The sequence below is a fragment of the Streptomyces sp. NPDC018263 genome, from assembly GCF_055562575.1.
Genome location: NZ_JBVHFA010000003.1, coordinates 518,241 through 534,373 on the forward strand (window position 1 = coordinate 518,241; position 16,133 = coordinate 534,373).

Annotated in this window: 14 protein-coding genes and 1 tRNA gene; 7 read left to right on the forward strand and 8 right to left on the reverse strand. The window is 71.1% G+C overall.

Translation table 11 applies throughout. The features are described from left to right. Positions 1 to 8 precede the first annotated feature (8 nt). A complete protein-coding gene (locus ACZ3HQ_RS11485; protein ID WP_467509668.1) occupies positions 9 to 1,475 on the reverse strand; it encodes an aminopeptidase P family protein in 1,467 nt (488 codons plus the stop codon). A gap of 127 nt (positions 1,476 to 1,602) precedes the next feature. After that, a complete protein-coding gene (locus tag ACZ3HQ_RS11490; RefSeq protein ID WP_467509670.1) occupies positions 1,603 to 2,979 on the reverse strand; it encodes a PP2C family protein-serine/threonine phosphatase in 1,377 nt (458 codons plus the stop codon). A 605-nt stretch (positions 2,980 to 3,584) separates the two neighbouring features. Here ACZ3HQ_RS11490 and ACZ3HQ_RS11495 point away from each other — a divergent pair. Continuing rightward, positions 3,585 to 4,250, forward strand: coding sequence for a bifunctional DNA primase/polymerase (locus ACZ3HQ_RS11495; RefSeq protein ID WP_467509672.1), 666 nt, complete (start codon positions 3,585 to 3,587; stop codon positions 4,248 to 4,250). Positions 4,251 to 4,305: 55 nt separating this feature from the next. Continuing rightward, positions 4,306 to 4,854, forward strand: coding sequence for a hypothetical protein (locus ACZ3HQ_RS11500; protein WP_467509674.1), 549 nt, complete (start codon positions 4,306 to 4,308; stop codon positions 4,852 to 4,854). A gap of 204 nt (positions 4,855 to 5,058) precedes the next feature. Here ACZ3HQ_RS11500 and ACZ3HQ_RS11505 read toward each other — a convergent pair whose 3' ends face one another. The 3 genes from ACZ3HQ_RS11505 to ACZ3HQ_RS11515 form a co-directional block, all read right to left on the reverse strand. Continuing rightward, positions 5,059 to 6,030 (reverse strand): DUF5926 family protein, encoded by a 972-nt coding sequence (locus tag ACZ3HQ_RS11505; RefSeq protein WP_467509676.1) that lies wholly within the window; start codon positions 6,028 to 6,030, stop codon positions 5,059 to 5,061. Between the two features lie 138 nt (positions 6,031 to 6,168). Next, positions 6,169 to 6,810, reverse strand: a complete 642-nt coding sequence (locus ACZ3HQ_RS11510) for an ATP-binding protein (RefSeq protein WP_467509678.1) — start codon at positions 6,808 to 6,810, stop codon at positions 6,169 to 6,171. Positions 6,811 to 6,867: 57 nt separating this feature from the next. Continuing rightward, positions 6,868 to 7,686, reverse strand: coding sequence for a glycerophosphodiester phosphodiesterase (locus ACZ3HQ_RS11515; RefSeq protein WP_467509680.1), 819 nt, complete (start codon positions 7,684 to 7,686; stop codon positions 6,868 to 6,870). Between the two features lie 404 nt (positions 7,687 to 8,090). On the opposite strand from ACZ3HQ_RS11515, the gene ACZ3HQ_RS11520 reads away from it, so the two are divergent. Both ACZ3HQ_RS11520 and ACZ3HQ_RS11525 read left to right on the forward strand, forming a co-directional pair. Continuing rightward, on the forward strand, positions 8,091 to 9,512 hold the full coding sequence (locus tag ACZ3HQ_RS11520; protein WP_467509682.1) for a S1C family serine protease: 1,422 nt from the start codon (positions 8,091 to 8,093) through the stop codon (positions 9,510 to 9,512). Positions 9,513 to 9,581: 69 nt separating this feature from the next. Then, a tRNA-Ser gene (locus ACZ3HQ_RS11525) sits at positions 9,582 to 9,668 on the forward strand. 134 nt (positions 9,669 to 9,802) lie between these two features. Here ACZ3HQ_RS11525 and ACZ3HQ_RS11530 read toward each other — a convergent pair. Continuing rightward, positions 9,803 to 9,967, reverse strand: coding sequence for a hypothetical protein (locus tag ACZ3HQ_RS11530; protein ID WP_467509684.1), 165 nt, complete (start codon positions 9,965 to 9,967; stop codon positions 9,803 to 9,805). Between the two features lie 1,428 nt (positions 9,968 to 11,395). Between ACZ3HQ_RS11530 and ACZ3HQ_RS11535 the strand changes: the two genes are divergently transcribed. Continuing rightward, positions 11,396 to 11,518 (forward strand): hypothetical protein, encoded by a 123-nt coding sequence (locus ACZ3HQ_RS11535; RefSeq protein ID WP_467509686.1) that lies wholly within the window; start codon positions 11,396 to 11,398, stop codon positions 11,516 to 11,518. Positions 11,519 to 11,848: 330 nt separating this feature from the next. Then, positions 11,849 to 13,117 carry a helix-turn-helix transcriptional regulator gene (locus ACZ3HQ_RS11540; RefSeq protein ID WP_467509688.1) on the forward strand — a complete coding sequence of 423 codons (1,269 nt, stop codon included), beginning with the start codon at positions 11,849 to 11,851 and terminating at the stop codon, positions 13,115 to 13,117. Positions 13,118 to 13,541: 424 nt separating this feature from the next. On the opposite strand, the gene ACZ3HQ_RS11545 is transcribed toward ACZ3HQ_RS11540, so the two are convergent. Together ACZ3HQ_RS11545 and ACZ3HQ_RS11550 are read right to left on the reverse strand one after the other, a co-directional pair. Beyond that, positions 13,542 to 13,937, reverse strand: a complete 396-nt coding sequence (locus tag ACZ3HQ_RS11545; protein WP_467509690.1) for a VOC family protein — start codon at positions 13,935 to 13,937, stop codon at positions 13,542 to 13,544. A gap of 56 nt (positions 13,938 to 13,993) precedes the next feature. After that, on the reverse strand, positions 13,994 to 14,851 hold the full coding sequence (locus ACZ3HQ_RS11550) for a bifunctional DNA primase/polymerase (protein WP_467509692.1): 858 nt from the start codon (positions 14,849 to 14,851) through the stop codon (positions 13,994 to 13,996). Positions 14,852 to 15,414: 563 nt separating this feature from the next. Between ACZ3HQ_RS11550 and ACZ3HQ_RS11555 the strand changes: the two genes are divergently transcribed. Next, positions 15,415 to 16,005, forward strand: coding sequence for a SigE family RNA polymerase sigma factor (locus tag ACZ3HQ_RS11555; protein WP_467509694.1), 591 nt, complete (start codon positions 15,415 to 15,417; stop codon positions 16,003 to 16,005). The last annotated feature ends 128 nt before the right edge of the window (positions 16,006 to 16,133 follow it).

Here is a 16,133-nt window from a genome sequence, read left to right on the forward strand (position 1 = left end):
CGTGAGGGTCAGCCCTTGAGCGACGCCATCCACGCCTCGACGTCCTCGGAGCGGCGCGGCAGGCCCGCCGACAGGTTCCGGTTGCCTTCGGCGGTGACCAGGATGTCGTCCTCGATCCGGACGCCGATGCCCCGGTACTCCTCGGGCACCGTCAGGTCGTCGGCCTGGAAGTACAGGCCGGGCTCGACGGTGAGGACCATGCCGGGCTCCAGCGTGCCGTCGACGTACGCCTCGGTGCGGGCGACCGCGCAGTCGTGGACGTCCATGCCGAGCATGTGGCCGGTGCCGTGCAGGGTCCAGCGGCGCTGCAGGCCCAGCTCCAGGACGCGCTCGACCGGGCCCTCGACCAGGCCCCACTCCACCAGCTTCTCGGTGAGCACACGCTGGGAGGCGTCGTGGAAGTCGCGGAACTTGGCGCCGGGCCTCACCGCCGCGATGCCGGCCTCCTGGGCCTCGTACACCGCGTCGTAGATCTTGCGCTGGAGGTCGGTGTAGGTGCCGTCGACCGGGAGGGTGCGGGTGACGTCGGCGGTGTAGAGGGTGTGGGTCTCCACGCCGGCGTCGAGCAGCAGCAGGTCGCCGGAGCGGACCGGGCCGTCGTTGCGTACCCAGTGCAGGGTGCAGGCGTGCGCGCCGGAGGCGCAGATCGAGCCGTAGCCGATGTCGTTGCCCTCCACACGCGCGCGGAGGAAGAAGGTGCCCTCGATGTAGCGCTCCGAGGTGGCCTCGGCCTTGTCGAGGACCTTCACCACGTCCTCGAAGCCGCGCACGGTGGAGTCGACGGCCTTCTGCAGCTCGCCGATCTCGAACTCGTCCTTGACCAGGCGCTGCTCGGACAGGAAGACCCGCAGCTCCTCGTCGCGCTCGGCGGTGACCTTGTCGGTCAGCGCCGCCTCGATCCCGGCGTCGTGGCCGCGCACCACGCGCACCGGGCCGGTGGCCTCGCGCAGCGCGTCGGCCAGCTCGCGCACGTCGGCGGCGGGGATGCCGTACAGCGCCTCGGACTCGGCCAGCGAGTGGCGGCGGCCGACCCACAGCTCGCCCTGGCCGGAGAGCCAGAACTCGCCGTTCTCCCGGTCGGAGCGGGGCAGCAGGTAGACGGTCGCGCGGTGGCCGTCGGCGGTGGGCTCCAGGACCAGGACGCCGTCCTCGGTCTGGTTGCCGGTGAGGTACGCGTACTCGGTGGCGGCGCGGAAGGCGTACTCGGTGTCGTTCGAGCGGGTCTTCAGATTGCCGGCGGGGATCACCAGGCGCTCGCCGGGGAAGCGGGCGGACAGCGCGGCGCGGCGGCGCGCGGTGTCGGCGGCCTGCGGGATCGGCGCCAGGTCACGCAGCTCGGTGTCGGCCCAGCCGGAGCGCATGTTCTCCGCCAGCTCGTCGGAGACACCGGGGTAGAGGCCGTTCTTGCGCTGCTTGATGGGCTCCTCGGCCTCGGTGGCCTCGTCGGTAACGGCCGGGTTGAGCTCGTCGGACACTGATCCTCCTCGGTACGGCGTGTGGTCTCCCCCAGGGGGCACGCGGCGCTCGCGTCCACGCCCGAGCGAGGGTGCCTCCATCATCGTACGTTCGTACCGAAACCGGACCTGCCGGGCCTGCCTCTACTCAGTCGAAGCGGGCCGCCAGTAGCACCACGTCCTCGTCGCCGGCGGTGTCCTCCTCCGGCAGGAGGGTGGCGAGGACGTGATCGGCGACGGCGCCGGGGTCGGCGCGCAGGGCGCGGGGCACACCGGCCGCGGCCGCGTGCAGCCGGGCGAAGGCCCGGTCCATGGCCTCGCCGGTACGGCGCAGCAGCCCGTCGGTGTAGAGGAGAACCGTCTCTCCGGGCTCGACGCCGAACTCCACGCTGGGCGCCTCCCAGCAGGCCAGCATGCCGAGCGGGGCGGACAGGGAGGTCTCGGCGTACTCGGTGCGGCGCTCCCCGGTCAGCAGCGGCGGGCTGTGCCCGGCACCGGCCAGGGTGACCCGGCGCGCGGCGGGCTCGCAGTAGGCGAACAGGGCGGTGGCCGAGCGGGCGGGCTCGGTCAGCCGGAGCAGCAGCTCCAGGTCGGAGAGGACGGCGACCGGGTCCTCGCCCTCCATCACGGCGTACGCCCGCAGGGAGGCGCGGAGCCGGCCCATCGCGGCGACGGCACCCGGACCGCTGCCGGTGACGGAGCCGACGGAGAGGCCGAGGGCGGCGTCGGGCAGCGGCAGCGCGTCGTACCAGTCGCCGCCGCCGCGCGGGCCGGTGCGGTGCCGGACGGCGAGCTGGACGCCGGGGACGCGGGGGAGCCGGGAGGGGAGCAACTCCTCGGTGAGGGTGGCGGTGTGCAGGCGGGCGCGCTCCACCTCCAGCAGCAGGGCGAGATGCTCGGTGGCCTGGCGGAGGTAGAGCGCGACCAGATGTCTGTGGTGTTCGTCGGGGGCGGCCGGTTCGTCGTAGAGCCAGACGGCGGCGCCGAGGTGCGCGGTCTCGGTGGCCAGCGGCAGGGCGTGGCTGGCGGCGTAGCCGAGGCGGGCGGCGACCTCGCGGTGCCGGGGGTCGAGAGCGGGCTCGGCGAGGAGGTCGGCGGTGCCGGTCAGCAGGGAATCGCGCGGGACGGTCTCGATGTGGCCGAGATCGGCGCGGCCGAGGCCGAGACCGACGGTGGCGCGGGGGCCGAGCCCGTCACCGGGTTCCAGTACGACGAGACCGCGCCGGGCGCCCACGAGGGCGGCACCGGCGCGCAGCAGTTCATCGAGTGCGGCTGGCAGGGCGGATGTTCGGCACATCCGCTCGGTCAGCTCATGGAGGGTGGTGAGGTCGGAGACCCAGCCGGCCAGCCGGTCCTGGAGCAGGCTGCCGGGGGCTTCCGTGGCGGCGACGGGAGGCGGGGTGCCTGCCGTGGCGTCCGGTGCGGGACCGGCTTCCGGGGCGGGGGGTGCGGGCGCGACAGTGTGGGCGGGAGTGGGAACCGTGGGATCGATTCCGGCCACTTTCGGAGGGTGCGGGGCGTTCATGGCGTCCGGCTCTCGGACCGGTGCGTCTTACTGAAAAGCATCGCAAACCCCCATGTGATTCTGCGCCGCCAGCAGTGTCTCCACATGTACACGCACTCGTGAGGGGATGTCCAGCATTGTCCTGCGGGGATTCCTGGTGTTGGTGGGGCGTGGAAGGGATGCCCCGGAACCCCTTGCCCTACTGACAAGTTGGCTGGAAACTGCCTCGGGTGGAGCGTCATTGCGGTCGACTGGCCCTGCTCGACGGAGCGTCACCACGGCCGTGCGGGGTACGTACTCGAGAGAAGTCCAGGGGTGGCCACAGGCCGCCCGGAACCTGGCGAGAGACTCGGACGTCATAACCACCGACGGCCGAGCCCCATCCTCCCGTGGCGGAGGCGGAGAGAAACACGCGCGACGGCAAAACGCCAGACTTCGCCACCCCCGTGCCGTGTCCGTGCTCCTGAAGAACCGCACGTCGGACGCGACAGTTGCTCCATCCCTGGGGGTTCCCCCCGCCGTGTGCGGGGGCGTGATGCGCCAACAGGTACGCACAGTGAAGTGATCCACACATGTTGTGATGTCCACGGTGTTGCCAGCGGTGCAACGGAAAGGAACGAGCGCTCATGCGCGAGATCCTCGGAAGCCGAAGCGGGCTCCCGCCCCGGCGGGATGACCACGGCCCGGCGCTGATCGACGCGGCCTCGACCTTCGCGGCGACGTGGCGGTGGCCCGTACTGCCGGGCGCGGCCCCCGATCCGCAGGGCCCGGCCGGCTGCTCCTGCCCCGATCCCGCCTGCACGGTTCCCGGTGCCCACCCCGGCGACCCCGACCTGCTCGCGGCCACCACCGACGCGCGCATGGTGCGCTGGTGGTGGACCAGCCGGCCGGACGCGCCGATCGTCCTCGCCACCGGCGGCCAGGCCCCCTGCGCGGTCAGCCTCCCCGCCGGGGCCGGCGCCCGCGCGCTCGCGCTGCTGGACCGGCGCGGCATGCGGCTCGGCCCGGTCGTCGCCGCCCCGCACCGCTGGGCGATCCTCGTGAAGCCCTACTCCATGGAGCAGTTGGGCGAACTTCTGTACGCCAAGGACTTCGTCCCCGGCTCGCTCCGCTTCCACGGCGAGGGCGGCTATCTCGCCCTCCCGCCCTCCACCACCGGCCCGGGCGAGGTCCGCTGGGCGCGCGCCCCGCTGCCCGGCTCCGCCTCCCCATGGGTCCCCGACGTGGAAGCCGTGGTGGACGCGGTGGTCGAGGCCCTCACTCGTACGGGTGTGAGCGCGCCCGAGTTGTAGGGGTGTCGGGGGCGCGCGGGGCCTTCGGGCCGCGTGCGCTCGTTATGTTCCGCCCATGCTGCGAAATCACCGGTCCCGCGCGGGCGGGCCGGGATCCGGACCGCTCCGTACCTCCGCCCTGGCGGCCCTCGTCGCGGCGGCGCTGCTGCTGCCGCTGGGCGGGGCGTCGGCGGGACAGGTGGAGGGGCCGGTGGAGGGGCGGGGCGGAGGAGCGCGGGTGTCCGCGCCTTCGCAGCCGGCCTCGGCTGCTCCTTCGCGGGTCACGCTCACCCGTTGCGGTCCCGAACTCGCCTCGCCCGAGGGGTTGGAGGCGCAGACCTGTGTCCTGACGCGGGGCGGCGACACCTGGGCGCGGGTCTACTACCGCAACACCACCGGCGACGCCCTGGACGCCTACCTGAGCCTGCTGGGTCCGGACGGCCGGGCCGTGCGCACCACCTGTGCCACCGGCGCGGACGACGCGCCCGCCACCTGTGAGACCCCGCGCGAGCGCACGCGGGGCGCGGGGGCCGCCTACACGGCCGTCTCCGAGTTCGCGCGCGGCGCCGAGGGTCCGCTGCTGCTCCGCTCAGCCAGCAACTCCGTTGATGTAAATGGGAGTTGAAGGAGGCAACGGCTGAACCCGCCGGGCGCGGGCATGGAAAGGCCCGGTTGCTGGCGACGGGGGATGCACCAACAACCGGGCTACTGGAACGGTAACAAGAGATCGGCGGTTCGCAAATTCGGTCCGGCCCATTCGGACACCGATTCGCTTGTCAGGCCGAGGAGTTGTGACAGGAGTCACCTGTTCCCCAGGCGTCCGGCCAGGTCAGCTCAGGGTGACCTGGCGGTTGGTGAGGCCGCCGCGCGCCCGGCGCTCCTCCGGGGTGAGCGGCTCGGTCACCGCGAGGGCCGCGGCCAGCCGCTCGGCGAACTCGGCGGCCGGCTTCTCGATCTCCTCGGCGCCGACCCCGCTCGGCAGGTCCCACACCGGCACGGTCAGCCCGTGCGCGCGGAACGAGCCGACCAGCCGGGTGCCCTCACCGAGGCTGGAAGTGCCCGCCGCGTGCAGCCGGGCCAGCGCGTCCAGCAGGTGCTCCTCCTCGTGCGGCATGACCCAGCGCAGGTGGTTCTTCTCCGGGGTCTCGCACCAGTACGCGGCGTCCACCCCGGCCAGCTTGACCGTGGGGATCGCGGCGGAGTTGGCCCGCTCCAGGGAGGCGGCCACCTCGGGCGTCGCGTTCTCCGCGTCCGGCACCCAGAACTCGAACCCGCTGTGCACGACCGGCTCGAAGGCGCCCTCGGCGTCCAGCAGGTCCTGGAGGCGGGGCGCGCCGGAGGGGGCGCGGCGGCCCTCCACCGGCGTGCCCGGCTCGGCCACCAGCGCCCGCTGGAGGGTGTCGGCCAGGTCGCGGCTGATGTCGCCGGAGGCGGTGTCGTTCTGCAGGCCCAGCAGCACCGAGCCGTCGTCGCGGCGCAGCGCGGGCCACGCCATCGGCAGCACGGTGGCCAGGGTCACCGAGGGGACGCCCTCGGGCAGGCCGTCCTTCAGGGTCAGTTCGACGGTGGCGGCCGGAACCAGCTCGCGCAGCGCCACCCAGTCGCATTCGCCCGGCAGGCCCTCGAAGGGGCGCTGCACCAGCTCGGTCGCCGCGTGCGCGGCCGCCCGGCCGTGGCACGCCTTGTAGCGGCGGCCGCTGCCGCAGGGGCACGCCTCGCGGGCACCGACGACCGGAACCTCGCCCCCGGCCCCGTGCGGCTGCGGGCGGCTGCCCTTGGGCTGGGGTCGCTTCTTGGCCATCGTGGCTGTCTCCCGGTAACGGCTGGTCTCGTACGGGCGGGAGCCTAGCCGTTCGGGCCACGGGCCACGGGAACCTGTGGACGACGCGGGCCGGGGCGGCCGCTGCCTGTGGACAACCGCCCTTCTGGAGCCGCCCGTTCAGTCCAGGCTCTCGAACGCCTCCGTGAAGCCGAGTTCGGCCAGCGCGGTGACCGGCTCGGGGGTGGTGACGCGCGTAGCGAAAGATTCGAGCGGGGCGCCGGCATCGGGATCGTGCACGTCCGCGTGGACCACCACCCAGACCGTCACCTCGCCCGGTACGTCGTCCCGTACGCCCCAGTCGTCGGCGAGCGCGTCGATGATGCTCAGGCCGCGGCCGCCGTGCGCGGTGACCGAGGGGGTGGCCGGGGCGGGGCGGGTCGGGCCGCCGCCGTCGGTGACCTCCACGATGAGCCGTCCGCGCGGGTCGACACGCCAGTCCGCGCGCACCGCGCCGTCCCCGGCCCGCGCGCCGCCCAGCGGGCGGCCGTGCCGGTACGCGTTGCTCAGCAGCTCCGACAGAATCAGCACGGCGTCGTCCACGACCGGTTCCGGGACCCCGCCGCCGCGCAGTTGCGCACGCATCCGGTGCCTCGCCTGCCTCACGCCGGCAGGGCCATGAGGTACGGCCATGCTCGACGACGCGGGCACTTCCTGTGCCACCACCAACGCCACCCCCGAGACCTCCTTCGCCCCACGCCACGGTGTGGATGCCCCATTGGCCTGAACCGGAAACCGGCCAGTCTCGTTCCGGCGACGCATTCGCAACGTCCGCGCGGGGAGCGAACGCGCCGGAGCACTCCCCGAGGTGGCGGGAAGTCAGCGCCCGAGGCGGCCCAGCACCGCGCGCGGGCGGTTGGTGATGATGGCGTCGACCCCCAGGTCCACACAGAGGTCCACGTCGGCGGGCTCGTTCACCGTCCACACGTGCACCTGGTGACCGGCCTCCTTGAGCCGTCGTACGTACGCCGGGTGGCTGCGCGCGATCCGGATGGAGGGGCCCGCGATGGTGACGCCCTCGGGGAGGCGCCCGTCCCGCAGGCGGGGGGTGACGAACTGGGCGAGCAGCACCAGGGGCAGGGCCGGGGCGGCGGCGTGCACCCGGTGCAGGGAGCGCGCGGAGAAGCTCATGACGCGGACCGGGGAGGCTTCGGGGGAGGCGGGGGCGTGCAGCCCGTACCGGCGCAGCAGGGTCAGCAGCCGTTCCTCGACCTGGCCGGCCCAGCGGGTGGGGTGCTTGGTCTCGATGGCCAGCTCGACGCGGCGCCCGGCGTCGGCGACCAGTTGGAGCAGGCGCTCCAGGGTGAGGACGGAGGTCTCCTCGCGGTCCTCGGGCCGGTGTTCCCAGTCGGGCTCCTCGTCCCGGCCCGCGCGGCCCTTCCAGGAGCCGAAGTCGAGGGCGGAGAGGTCGGACAGCTCCAGGGCGGAGACGGCACCGCGGCCGTTTGAGGTGCGGTTCACCCGGCGGTCGTGGACGCAGACCAGGTGTCCGTCGGCGGTGAGCCGTACATCGCACTCCAGGGCGTCCGCGCCGTCCTCGATCGCCTTGCGGTAGGCGGCCAGGGTGTGTTCGGGGGCGTCCTCGGAGGCTCCACGGTGGGCGACGACCTGGATCGTGTGGTGTGGTGCGTGGGTCACCGCGTCATGGTGCCACCGACCGGGGGTTGTGCGGGGCGCGCGAGTGGGCAGGGGACGGGAGGAATGCGCCTCCGGGCGGGCCTCCGTGCATACTTATCTCACTTATGCCCGAGAAGTCTTATATAAAGGGTCCCCGCAGTCCCACAGGGACCGCTTACGGTGCCCTGACGGCCTGTGGGAAAAGCTGAGTGCGTACAACAGGAACACACACGGGACCATGTGCGGCCCGCTCGCGCCGGTCCGCGCGTCTCGGGTGACGGGCGTGCGCGCGGCCACGGGCATGACCGACCATGGACCGGCGCGAACCGTACGCGACCCGTTTACGACGTGACGCGACCGGTGGGCGACCGAGCATGATCGAGCGCGACCGACGACAACAGCCGTGGATCGAGGAGAGAAGAGCTGTGAGCACCGAGAACGAGGGCAACGCGGTACCCCCGGCCCCGTCCGCACCTCCTGTGCCGGTGGCATCTCCCGCTCCCCCGCAGGGTGACGCGGGTGCGACGGCTCAGCTTCCGCCGGTGCCCGCCGGCCCGCCGGAGCAGCACCCCTACGGGCCCGCCCCCACCGCGTCCTACGGCGCCCCCGAGGGCTCCTGGCCGCCTCCGCCGCCGCCCGGCACTCCGGGGTACGGCGAGGCGGGCGCGGGTGGCGCCGGCGGCGGCTGGGGTGCCGCGTACCAGCAGCCGGCGCCGAAGCCGGCCGGTGGCGGGCGCGGCGGGCTGATCGCCGCGGTGCTGGTGGCCGCGCTGGTCGCGGGCGGTCTGGGCGGCGGCCTCGGCTACACCCTGGCCAAGGACAACGACGGCCAGGGCTCCACCACCGTCTCCGCCGCTGACAACGGCGCCTCGCAGGTCAAGCGGGCGCCGGGCACCATCGCGGGCGTGGCCTCCAAGGCGCTGCCCAGCACGGTGACCATCGAGGCGGAGAGCAACAGCGGCGAGGGCGGCACGGGCACCGGGTTCGTCTTCGACACCCAGGGCCACATCGTCACCAACAACCACGTGGTCGCCGAGGCGGTCGACGGCGGCAAGCTGTCCGCCACCTTCCCCGACGGCCGCAAGTACGCCGCCGAGGTCGTGGGGCACGCCCAGGGCTACGACGTGGCCGTCGTCAAGCTGAAGAACGCGCCCTCGGACCTCAAGCCGCTCTCCCTCGGCAACTCCGACCAGGTCGCGGTGGGCGACGAGACGATCGCCATCGGCGCCCCCTTCGGGCTGTCCAACACGGTGACGACCGGCATCATCAGCGCCAAGAACCGCCCGGTGGCCTCCAGCGACGGCAGCTCCAGCAGCAAGGCGTCCTACATGAGCGCCCTGCAGACCGACGCGTCGATCAACCCGGGCAACTCCGGCGGACCGCTGCTGAACGCCTCCGGCGCGGTGATCGGCATCAACTCCGCGATCCAGTCCACCAGCGGCGGCAGCTTCGGCTCCGGCCAGTCCGGCTCGATCGGCCTCGGCTTCGCCATCCCGATCAACCAGGCCAAGTACGTCGCCCAGCAGCTCATCAAGTCCGGCAAGCCGGTGTACGCCAAGATCGGCGCCTCGGTCTCCCTGGAGGAGTCCGCCGACGGCGCGAAGATCACCGACCAGGGCACCGGCGGCGCCGACGCGGTCGAGCCGGGCGGCCCCGCCGCGAAGGCCGGCCTCAAGCCGGGTGACGTCATCACCAAGCTGGACGACTCCGTCATCGACAGCGGCCCCACCCTGATCGGCGAGATCTGGACCCACAAGCCCGGCGACAAGGTCAAGGTCACCTACACCCGGGGCGGCGACCAGCACACCGTCGACCTCACCCTCGGCTCCCGAGTCGGCGACAGCTAAGCCGGTTCCCCCGCCCGCTCCCCGCTCCCGGTACGCTGTACCCCGCTCCGCCCCAGGTGGGCGAAGCGGGGAGGTGTGCCCGAGCGGCCTAAGGGAACGGTCTTGAAAACCGTCGTGGCAGCGATGTCACCGTGGGTTCAAATCCCACCGCCTCCGCAGAGGTCAGAAGGTTGCAGGTCAGAAGGGGTGCCCTCTCCGGAGCGGCACCCCTTCTGCGTTCACCCTGTCTCACCCCGGATCGGGTCTGTACCGCCTCTGACCAGTACGTGTGGGCCATACGCGGGCCAGGATCAGGCGCCCTCAGCCTCCTCTAGCCCCTTCTGGATCAAGCTGTTCGCGTGGGCCGAACTCCCCTTGAGGAGCTTCGCGTAGAAGCGGTAGAGCACGGCCACGCTGTGGCCGGCGCGGTAGGCGACCTCCACCGGGTCTACCCCCTGCTTGATCCACAGGGACACGGCAGCGTGGCGCAGTACGGCACGCTGGCCATCTCCGACTTCACCTCAGCCGGAGTGAGGACGTCTTCACGGGCCGTGTCCCAGGCCGAGCAGTACTCATTCGACGTGAGCCGCCCGCCGCGAGCGGCCCAGAAGAGCCGACCGTCCGGGGCGAGGCCGCGTGCGATATGCGCCCGGACCATCCGCACGTACACCGGAGGGATGGGAACGGCCCGCACGGCGTTACGGGCCCGGTGTTTGAGCCCGCGCTGATCGTGAGACTTTCCGTCGTCCGTCCACCCCGCCCCTACCTCCGGGTGACTCTCGGAGATCAGTACTTCGCCCCATGCGTCCGGCTCACTCTCGGATGGAAGCGTGAAGTCCTGCTCCCGGAGGGAGACAGCCTCTCCAGGGCGGGTGGCCACGTAATAGATCGCTCCGAAGAACGTCTCCAAATGCTCACCGCGGGGGCCCTGCGCCGCGACCGCACTCAGGAGCCGCCGCGCAAGCCGAGGGTCCGGGACGTACCGGAAGTCGACTTCGTCCGAGGTGGTCGGTGCATTCCAGTCGACCGCGAGGAACGGGTGACGGTTCAGCAGTGTGCGCTCTTCGACTGCGTACCGAAAGGCATTGCTGAGGACCATGCGCTTTCGGTTCGCCGTGTTCTCGGCTGCGGGGGTCCCGTTCAGCTTCTTGGAACGCCGGACTACACGCCTACTACGAACGGCTCGGCTTCCGGCATGTCCGTACCGAGACGCCGCAGCACCGCCGTTCGGGATGGCTCGCACAGCGGCCGGCGGGGGAGCTAGCCATGCCGGACGACCTCTTGCCTGTCCACCCGGCCGCGAGCCAGGGCGGACCGACGGACGGCCACCTCGGACTCCCGCACCAAAGAGATTGAAGCGCAGGCCAACAGGCTTGGTGCTGAACGGATTACGCGCGATGGGCCTGGCCACTAAAGCCGGGCCCATCGTCTTCCCCGTCACCACGCACTCACTGGCCTGAGTCACCGGTGGGGGGGCAGGTGGGCGGTCCACCGCACCTCGGCGATGTCGCAGATCAGTAGGGCCCGGCGAACGTGATGGATCACACATCGGGTAGTTCTGGGGAGGCTACTACCTGGTCATGCCTGCGTCATACGACGTAGGCGCATCCCCCCGCTCCGAACTCGCACGTTGCGAGCCGACGCGGAAATACAGGTCTCAACAGCCGCGATTCGGTCGCTAGTTCGCAGCCCGCACTCCGTACGCATGGGTAACTACGATAATCAACTAATCGTCAAACGGCGATTATCGCCGGTAGTTGGGGCACAGATGCACGCTCGCTGACCGGTGTTGCACGTGGGACCCGGTAAGCTCGACCCGACAACTTCTCTCGCGTGGCGTAACCCGTCGATCGGTTGACCCGATCGGGGCCGATCGGCTCCGCGACCGAGAGGAGATGTTGCGTATGGAGAACCCGCCGGAAGGCGGGGAGCGGGTCCACCGGAAGATCGTTAAGAAGGCGTTCGGCTGGCTGGCACTGCAGGCACTGGGTGCCTGTTTGCGTCACCTGATCGACAAGTTCTTCTGAACGTCGAAGGCCCCCTGCTGGCACAGAGGGCCTTCCGGGAAAACGCTCCCAGACGCTGGCCCTGTGCCCCCGCCAACGGACTAGCGCTAGCCGTGGAGGTGCAGGGCCTCTTCGTAACTGATATCTGCGGACCGCTTCCCCAAAACCATGCGGCCAACGGCGTCTAACGTCGCTGATTTCCGCGTCAGCATCCACTTGTTCTGCCGCTAAAAGACACGACCGCCCAGGTCAGAGCGCCAGCGATCAAGAGGGCTAGACCGACCGTGGACACTGCAATGGTACCCCTAAAGTGGTCCCTGCGACGAGGGGAACACGTCAATGACACGGGGCATGACGAACTTCAGCCCTGCTGAGCTGCGGGCTCATCGGATGAACCTGTATGCCCAACCGCTTCGGACGTCGATGACTGCCGAAGAGTTGGCGGAGGCAGTTGGAGCTACCAAGGCACAGATTCTGGCCTACGAGAACGGGCACCGCGTGCCAGACCCGCCGCGCGTGCGCACCCTCGCTCGAGCTCTCGAAGTGCATCCCTGGCAGCTCATGGACTCCGAACGTGAATCCTGGACCCTGGCGGACTTCCGTCGTGCCTCCGGCCTGCGGGCTCAGGACGTTGTGGAGCGCCTAAGCGTCTCACCGAAGAACTATCGTCGCTTCGAGAACGAAGGCATCGTCCCAAGTCGGCGTCCCCAGTTCGTAGATCAGGTCGCCTCCGTCCTAGGGATCACTCACCAGATGGTCGAGCGGGCCATAGACCGAACACCTGCTGTACAACAGCGACAGTCTCGGGCCTTCGAGCTGGTTGTAGCCATGGCCGAACGGTACGTTCCGCATCCTGGTCCTTGGCGGGGGCCTTCGCTGGATGATCCATACCTGCTCGAACTAGCGGCTGCGTACGGCCGCCCAGCACAGCGCATACAGCGTGTCCTCGCATATGAGCTGGGCGAGCTACGGCAAAGCCACGTACGCGCCCAACGGGAGCGCGTCATCGCGGACTACGACACGGACCTCTCTCGGCAATCAAGCGCTCGCCATGCAATGAATCGCTGGTACGAGATGTTCGACAAGGAACTTCTCCGGATTCCACGTCGGCTGGAGAGGTTCCACCGCACAGCCCAGCCCTCAGACGTCTGGCAACTTCTCGTCGACCTGAACAACGTCGATGCTGCAGTGCGCCTCGATCCCTCAACGTGGGCTGTGACCAGACTGCTGTGCAAGGACGCGGACGTATTGCCTCGTTACCTGGTCGAGCGCACCCGTTTCCATGATGTGGAGGCTTGTCGCCTGACGGGGCCCGGCACGGCACACGTGCTGCAGTACGCGGGCCTGTACGCGGCGCTGTACCCAGGAGTCCGCAAGCCTCTTCGCGGGAGTACCCGCACCCTCACTAAGGGTCGCAGCACCGCAGGGCCGGACGCATTCACCCTCCCAAACCGGACCGAGCGCCTTGTGGTGCCGCAGCCAGTCCTCGAAGCGATGCGGGCCGTGATCGCGACCTCTAAGAACGGACTGTCTAGGTCTCTGAGCCCTACCTACGAACTCGTAGTGGGCTTGAACATCCTCGCAGCAGTGGTTCCGCATGAGGATGACAAGCCTCAGTGATGTACCGGACGGTCGTACCCATGCCGTGCTGCCCGATCAGGCGGGGAACACCGGGTGCCTCAGAAGCTGAGGCGAGAAGGCCCCCGGCCAGACAACCCGGCCAAGGGGCCTCACATTCAGGGGTGGACGCCGACGTGCATGAGAGTTCGGCCGTCGGCTGTCGTTGAACTGCCGGACGGACGTGGACCCCGGTGAACGCCTAGGTATCAGCCTGCTACTCCAACAGACTTGGAAGGCGTGTGGGCCATACGCGGGCCAGCGGGCTCGCACGCGTGACTGGAACGGTCCCTGACCTGCGCGGACTAGGTGGAAGCTCTACGGTCTTGAAAACCGTCGTGGCAGCGATGTCACCGTGGGTTCAAATCCCACCGCCTCCGCAGAGCAAGGGGCGCTCCCGTCCAAGGGGGCGCCCCTTCTGTGTGTGCTACGCCCCCTTGTCCTCCGGGTACCACCGCAGCTCGATGGTGTTCCCGTCCGGGTCCTGGATGTAGATCGACGTCGCCTCGCCCCGTGCGCCCGAGCGTTGGACCGGGCCCTCCAGGACGGTGAAGTGGCCCGTGGCGATGACCTCGGTCCAGTCCAGGGGGTCCACGACCAGGCAGAAGTGGTCGACGTTGGATTCGTGCCGGGGGCCCTCGACGATGTCGATGATGGTGTCCGGGGTGATGCGGACCGAGGGGAACGGGGCCTTGCCGGCGCGCCATTCGTCGACGTTCTCGGGCTGGAGGCCGAGCAGGGTGGTGTAGAAGCCGAGGGAGCGTTCGACATCGGCGACGTTGAGGACCAGGTGGTCGAATGCCTTGACGTGCAGGGCGGGCACTGTGCCTCCAGGGGCTGTCGGGGACGGGTCCACGATCCACCGGTGCGGGGGCTTCATCAAGGTCCCCCCGCCCTCCGCGCCGCCGACCCCAGCGTCGCCCGCGCCTCCGCCTCCGGCAGGCCGGTGTCCAGGGCCGCGTCCAGGAGCGGGCCCGACAGCGCCGCCCCCATGCCCTGTTCCCAGGCCCGGCACGCCGCCCAGAAGAGGCGGGAGTTGCGCTCGCCCTCGTGGGCGGTGCGGACGAAGTGGAGCAGGGCCGCGCCCCCGTCGGCGGGGTGGGCCCGCGAGGGCCGGGGCGGCGGGGGCAGGAGGAGGTGCAGCAGCGCCGGGGGACAGGGTGCCGGGCGGAGCCGGGCCGTACCCGGTGCCGTCGCGTACGTGCCGCGCGTACCCCGTGAGCCGGGGCCGACCAGGTAGCCGCCCACGCCCCGGATGTCGATGCCGGGGGCCAGCCGACTCGCGGAGTTGGGGACCGCCACGTCCGGGGGCCCGGTGAGCCAGAGGTGGCGGCCGCCGCTCGGGGTGAGGACGACGACCGTCTCGGGGATGGTGAACCGGTGCCGTGCCGCGAGGGCGCGCAGCGCGGCCGGGGAGTCCGTGCCGGGCTTGGCGTCCAGGTCGACGCCGATCAGGTGGTGCGGGGGCAGCCCGCAGGCGATGCCGTACCCGGTGGCCCAGGGTGCGGCGGCGAAGAGGGCGCGTACGCGGGCGGGGTCCGCGGAGGCGTCGTGCACCCCGTGCCCGAGCCGGCCGCACTCGCCGTGGCAGGGCGGGTGCGCGGGGTCGTCGTGGTGCGGGGAGCGCAGCGCCGGGAGCTTCCGCCGGGACAGGGGGATGACTGCCAGCCCGCGCGCGGCGGCCGACAGCGCGTGGGCGAGGGCCAGCGGCGTGGCCTGCCGGTGAGAGGTGGCCATGACTTCATGGTCGTACAGCCGTTCGAAAAGGGAAAGTGGGCGTCGATGTCCGGTGCGTGCGGCATGGCGAAGAAATGTGGTGATGGGGGTTTATCGACTTGTGGTCACGCTTGCGTGGTAATCGCGCCCCCTGAGGAGATTGGGGTGGGGTGGGGCGGGCAGTACTCCGGTGCGACGTCGCAGGAAAACGAGTCGGGACGGTCGGCCAACCACCCCGATTCAAGCCGTAGTCGGGTCTGGAGGAAGAGATGGACAGCAGTCACCGCGGACCTCTCCGGTGAGCCGGGGGCGGGGTCCCTGGGGAGGGGCTCCGCCGGGGTGTGCTTCGGGGTCATGACAGCGGCGCGGCCGGCACTTCGGTGCCCGCCGCGCCGCTGTCGTACGCCCGCCCGTCTCCAAGCCGTCCACGAGCCCCGAACCCCTCCGGGACAACCCCCAGGCCGGGTGGAGGTCCACTCCACCTTCAGGAGGTCCGGCGAGCCCCACCCCTACAACCTGAGGCGGACCCGTCTTCGGGACCTCCGGCCGATCCCCGGCGCCGTACCCGCTCCTAGCGTGGAGACATGACCGCACCCGTCTGCACCAGCGCCTCGGCCGCCGCCGCACCAGCGCGGCAGACTCTCCCCCACCCCAGGCTCGCACCGGCCGGAACCTCGCTGTACCCCTCCTTCGCCTCCTACGTCCGCGCCCGCCACCCGGCCCTGCTGCGCACCGCCCGCTCGCTCACCGCCAACCCGAGCGACGCCGAGGACCTGCTCCAGACCGCGCTGGCCAAGACGTACGTCGCCTGGGAGCGCATCGAGGACCACCGGGCGCTGGACGGCTATGTGCGCCGCGCCCTGCTCAACACCCGTACCTCGCAGTGGCGCAGACGACGGGTGGACGAGTTCGCCTGCGACGAGCTGCCCGAGCCCGAGCCGCGTCCCGGCGCCGACGACCCGGCCGAACGGCAGGCGCTGCGCGACGCCATGTGGCGGGCGATCCTGCGCCTGCCCGCCCGCCAGCGCGCGATGGTCGTCCTGCGCTACTACGAGGACCTCAGCGAGGCCCAGACCGCCGAGCTGCTCGGGGTCTCCGTCGGCACCGTGAAGTCCGCCGTCTCCCGCGCCCTCGGCAAACTCCGCGAGGACCCGGAACTCGGTCTCTCCCGCTGAGAAGCCCGCACGGGGCCCGGCCGCGAGGCGCAGGACACAGCGCCGACTTTCCCTCCCCCTAGTGACATACCGCGCGGTATGTGCGCAGAATCAGCGCGACTCTACTTCCGTACAGGCAACGCTGCCGG

Excerpts from the sequence above, each read along its gene's own strand:
- ACZ3HQ_RS11490 (WP_467509670.1), bottom strand. The coding sequence starts at position 2,979 with ATGAACGCCCCGCACCCTCCGAAAGTGGCCGGAATCGATCCCACGGTT.
- ACZ3HQ_RS11495 (WP_467509672.1), top strand. The coding sequence starts at position 3,585 with ATGCGCGAGATCCTCGGAAGCCGAAGCGGGCTCCCGCCCCGGCGGGAT.
- ACZ3HQ_RS11500 (WP_467509674.1), top strand. The coding sequence starts at position 4,306 with ATGCTGCGAAATCACCGGTCCCGCGCGGGCGGGCCGGGATCCGGACCG.
- ACZ3HQ_RS11505 (WP_467509676.1), bottom strand. The coding sequence starts at position 6,030 with ATGGCCAAGAAGCGACCCCAGCCCAAGGGCAGCCGCCCGCAGCCGCAC.
- ACZ3HQ_RS11510 (WP_467509678.1), bottom strand. The coding sequence starts at position 6,810 with ATGCGTCGCCGGAACGAGACTGGCCGGTTTCCGGTTCAGGCCAATGGG.
- ACZ3HQ_RS11535 (WP_467509686.1), top strand. The coding sequence starts at position 11,396 with ATGGAGAACCCGCCGGAAGGCGGGGAGCGGGTCCACCGGAAGATCGTT.
- ACZ3HQ_RS11540 (WP_467509688.1), top strand. The coding sequence starts at position 11,849 with ATGACGAACTTCAGCCCTGCTGAGCTGCGGGCTCATCGGATGAACCTG.
- ACZ3HQ_RS11550 (WP_467509692.1), bottom strand. The coding sequence starts at position 14,851 with ATGGCCACCTCTCACCGGCAGGCCACGCCGCTGGCCCTCGCCCACGCG.
- ACZ3HQ_RS11555 (WP_467509694.1), top strand. The coding sequence starts at position 15,415 with ATGACCGCACCCGTCTGCACCAGCGCCTCGGCCGCCGCCGCACCAGCG.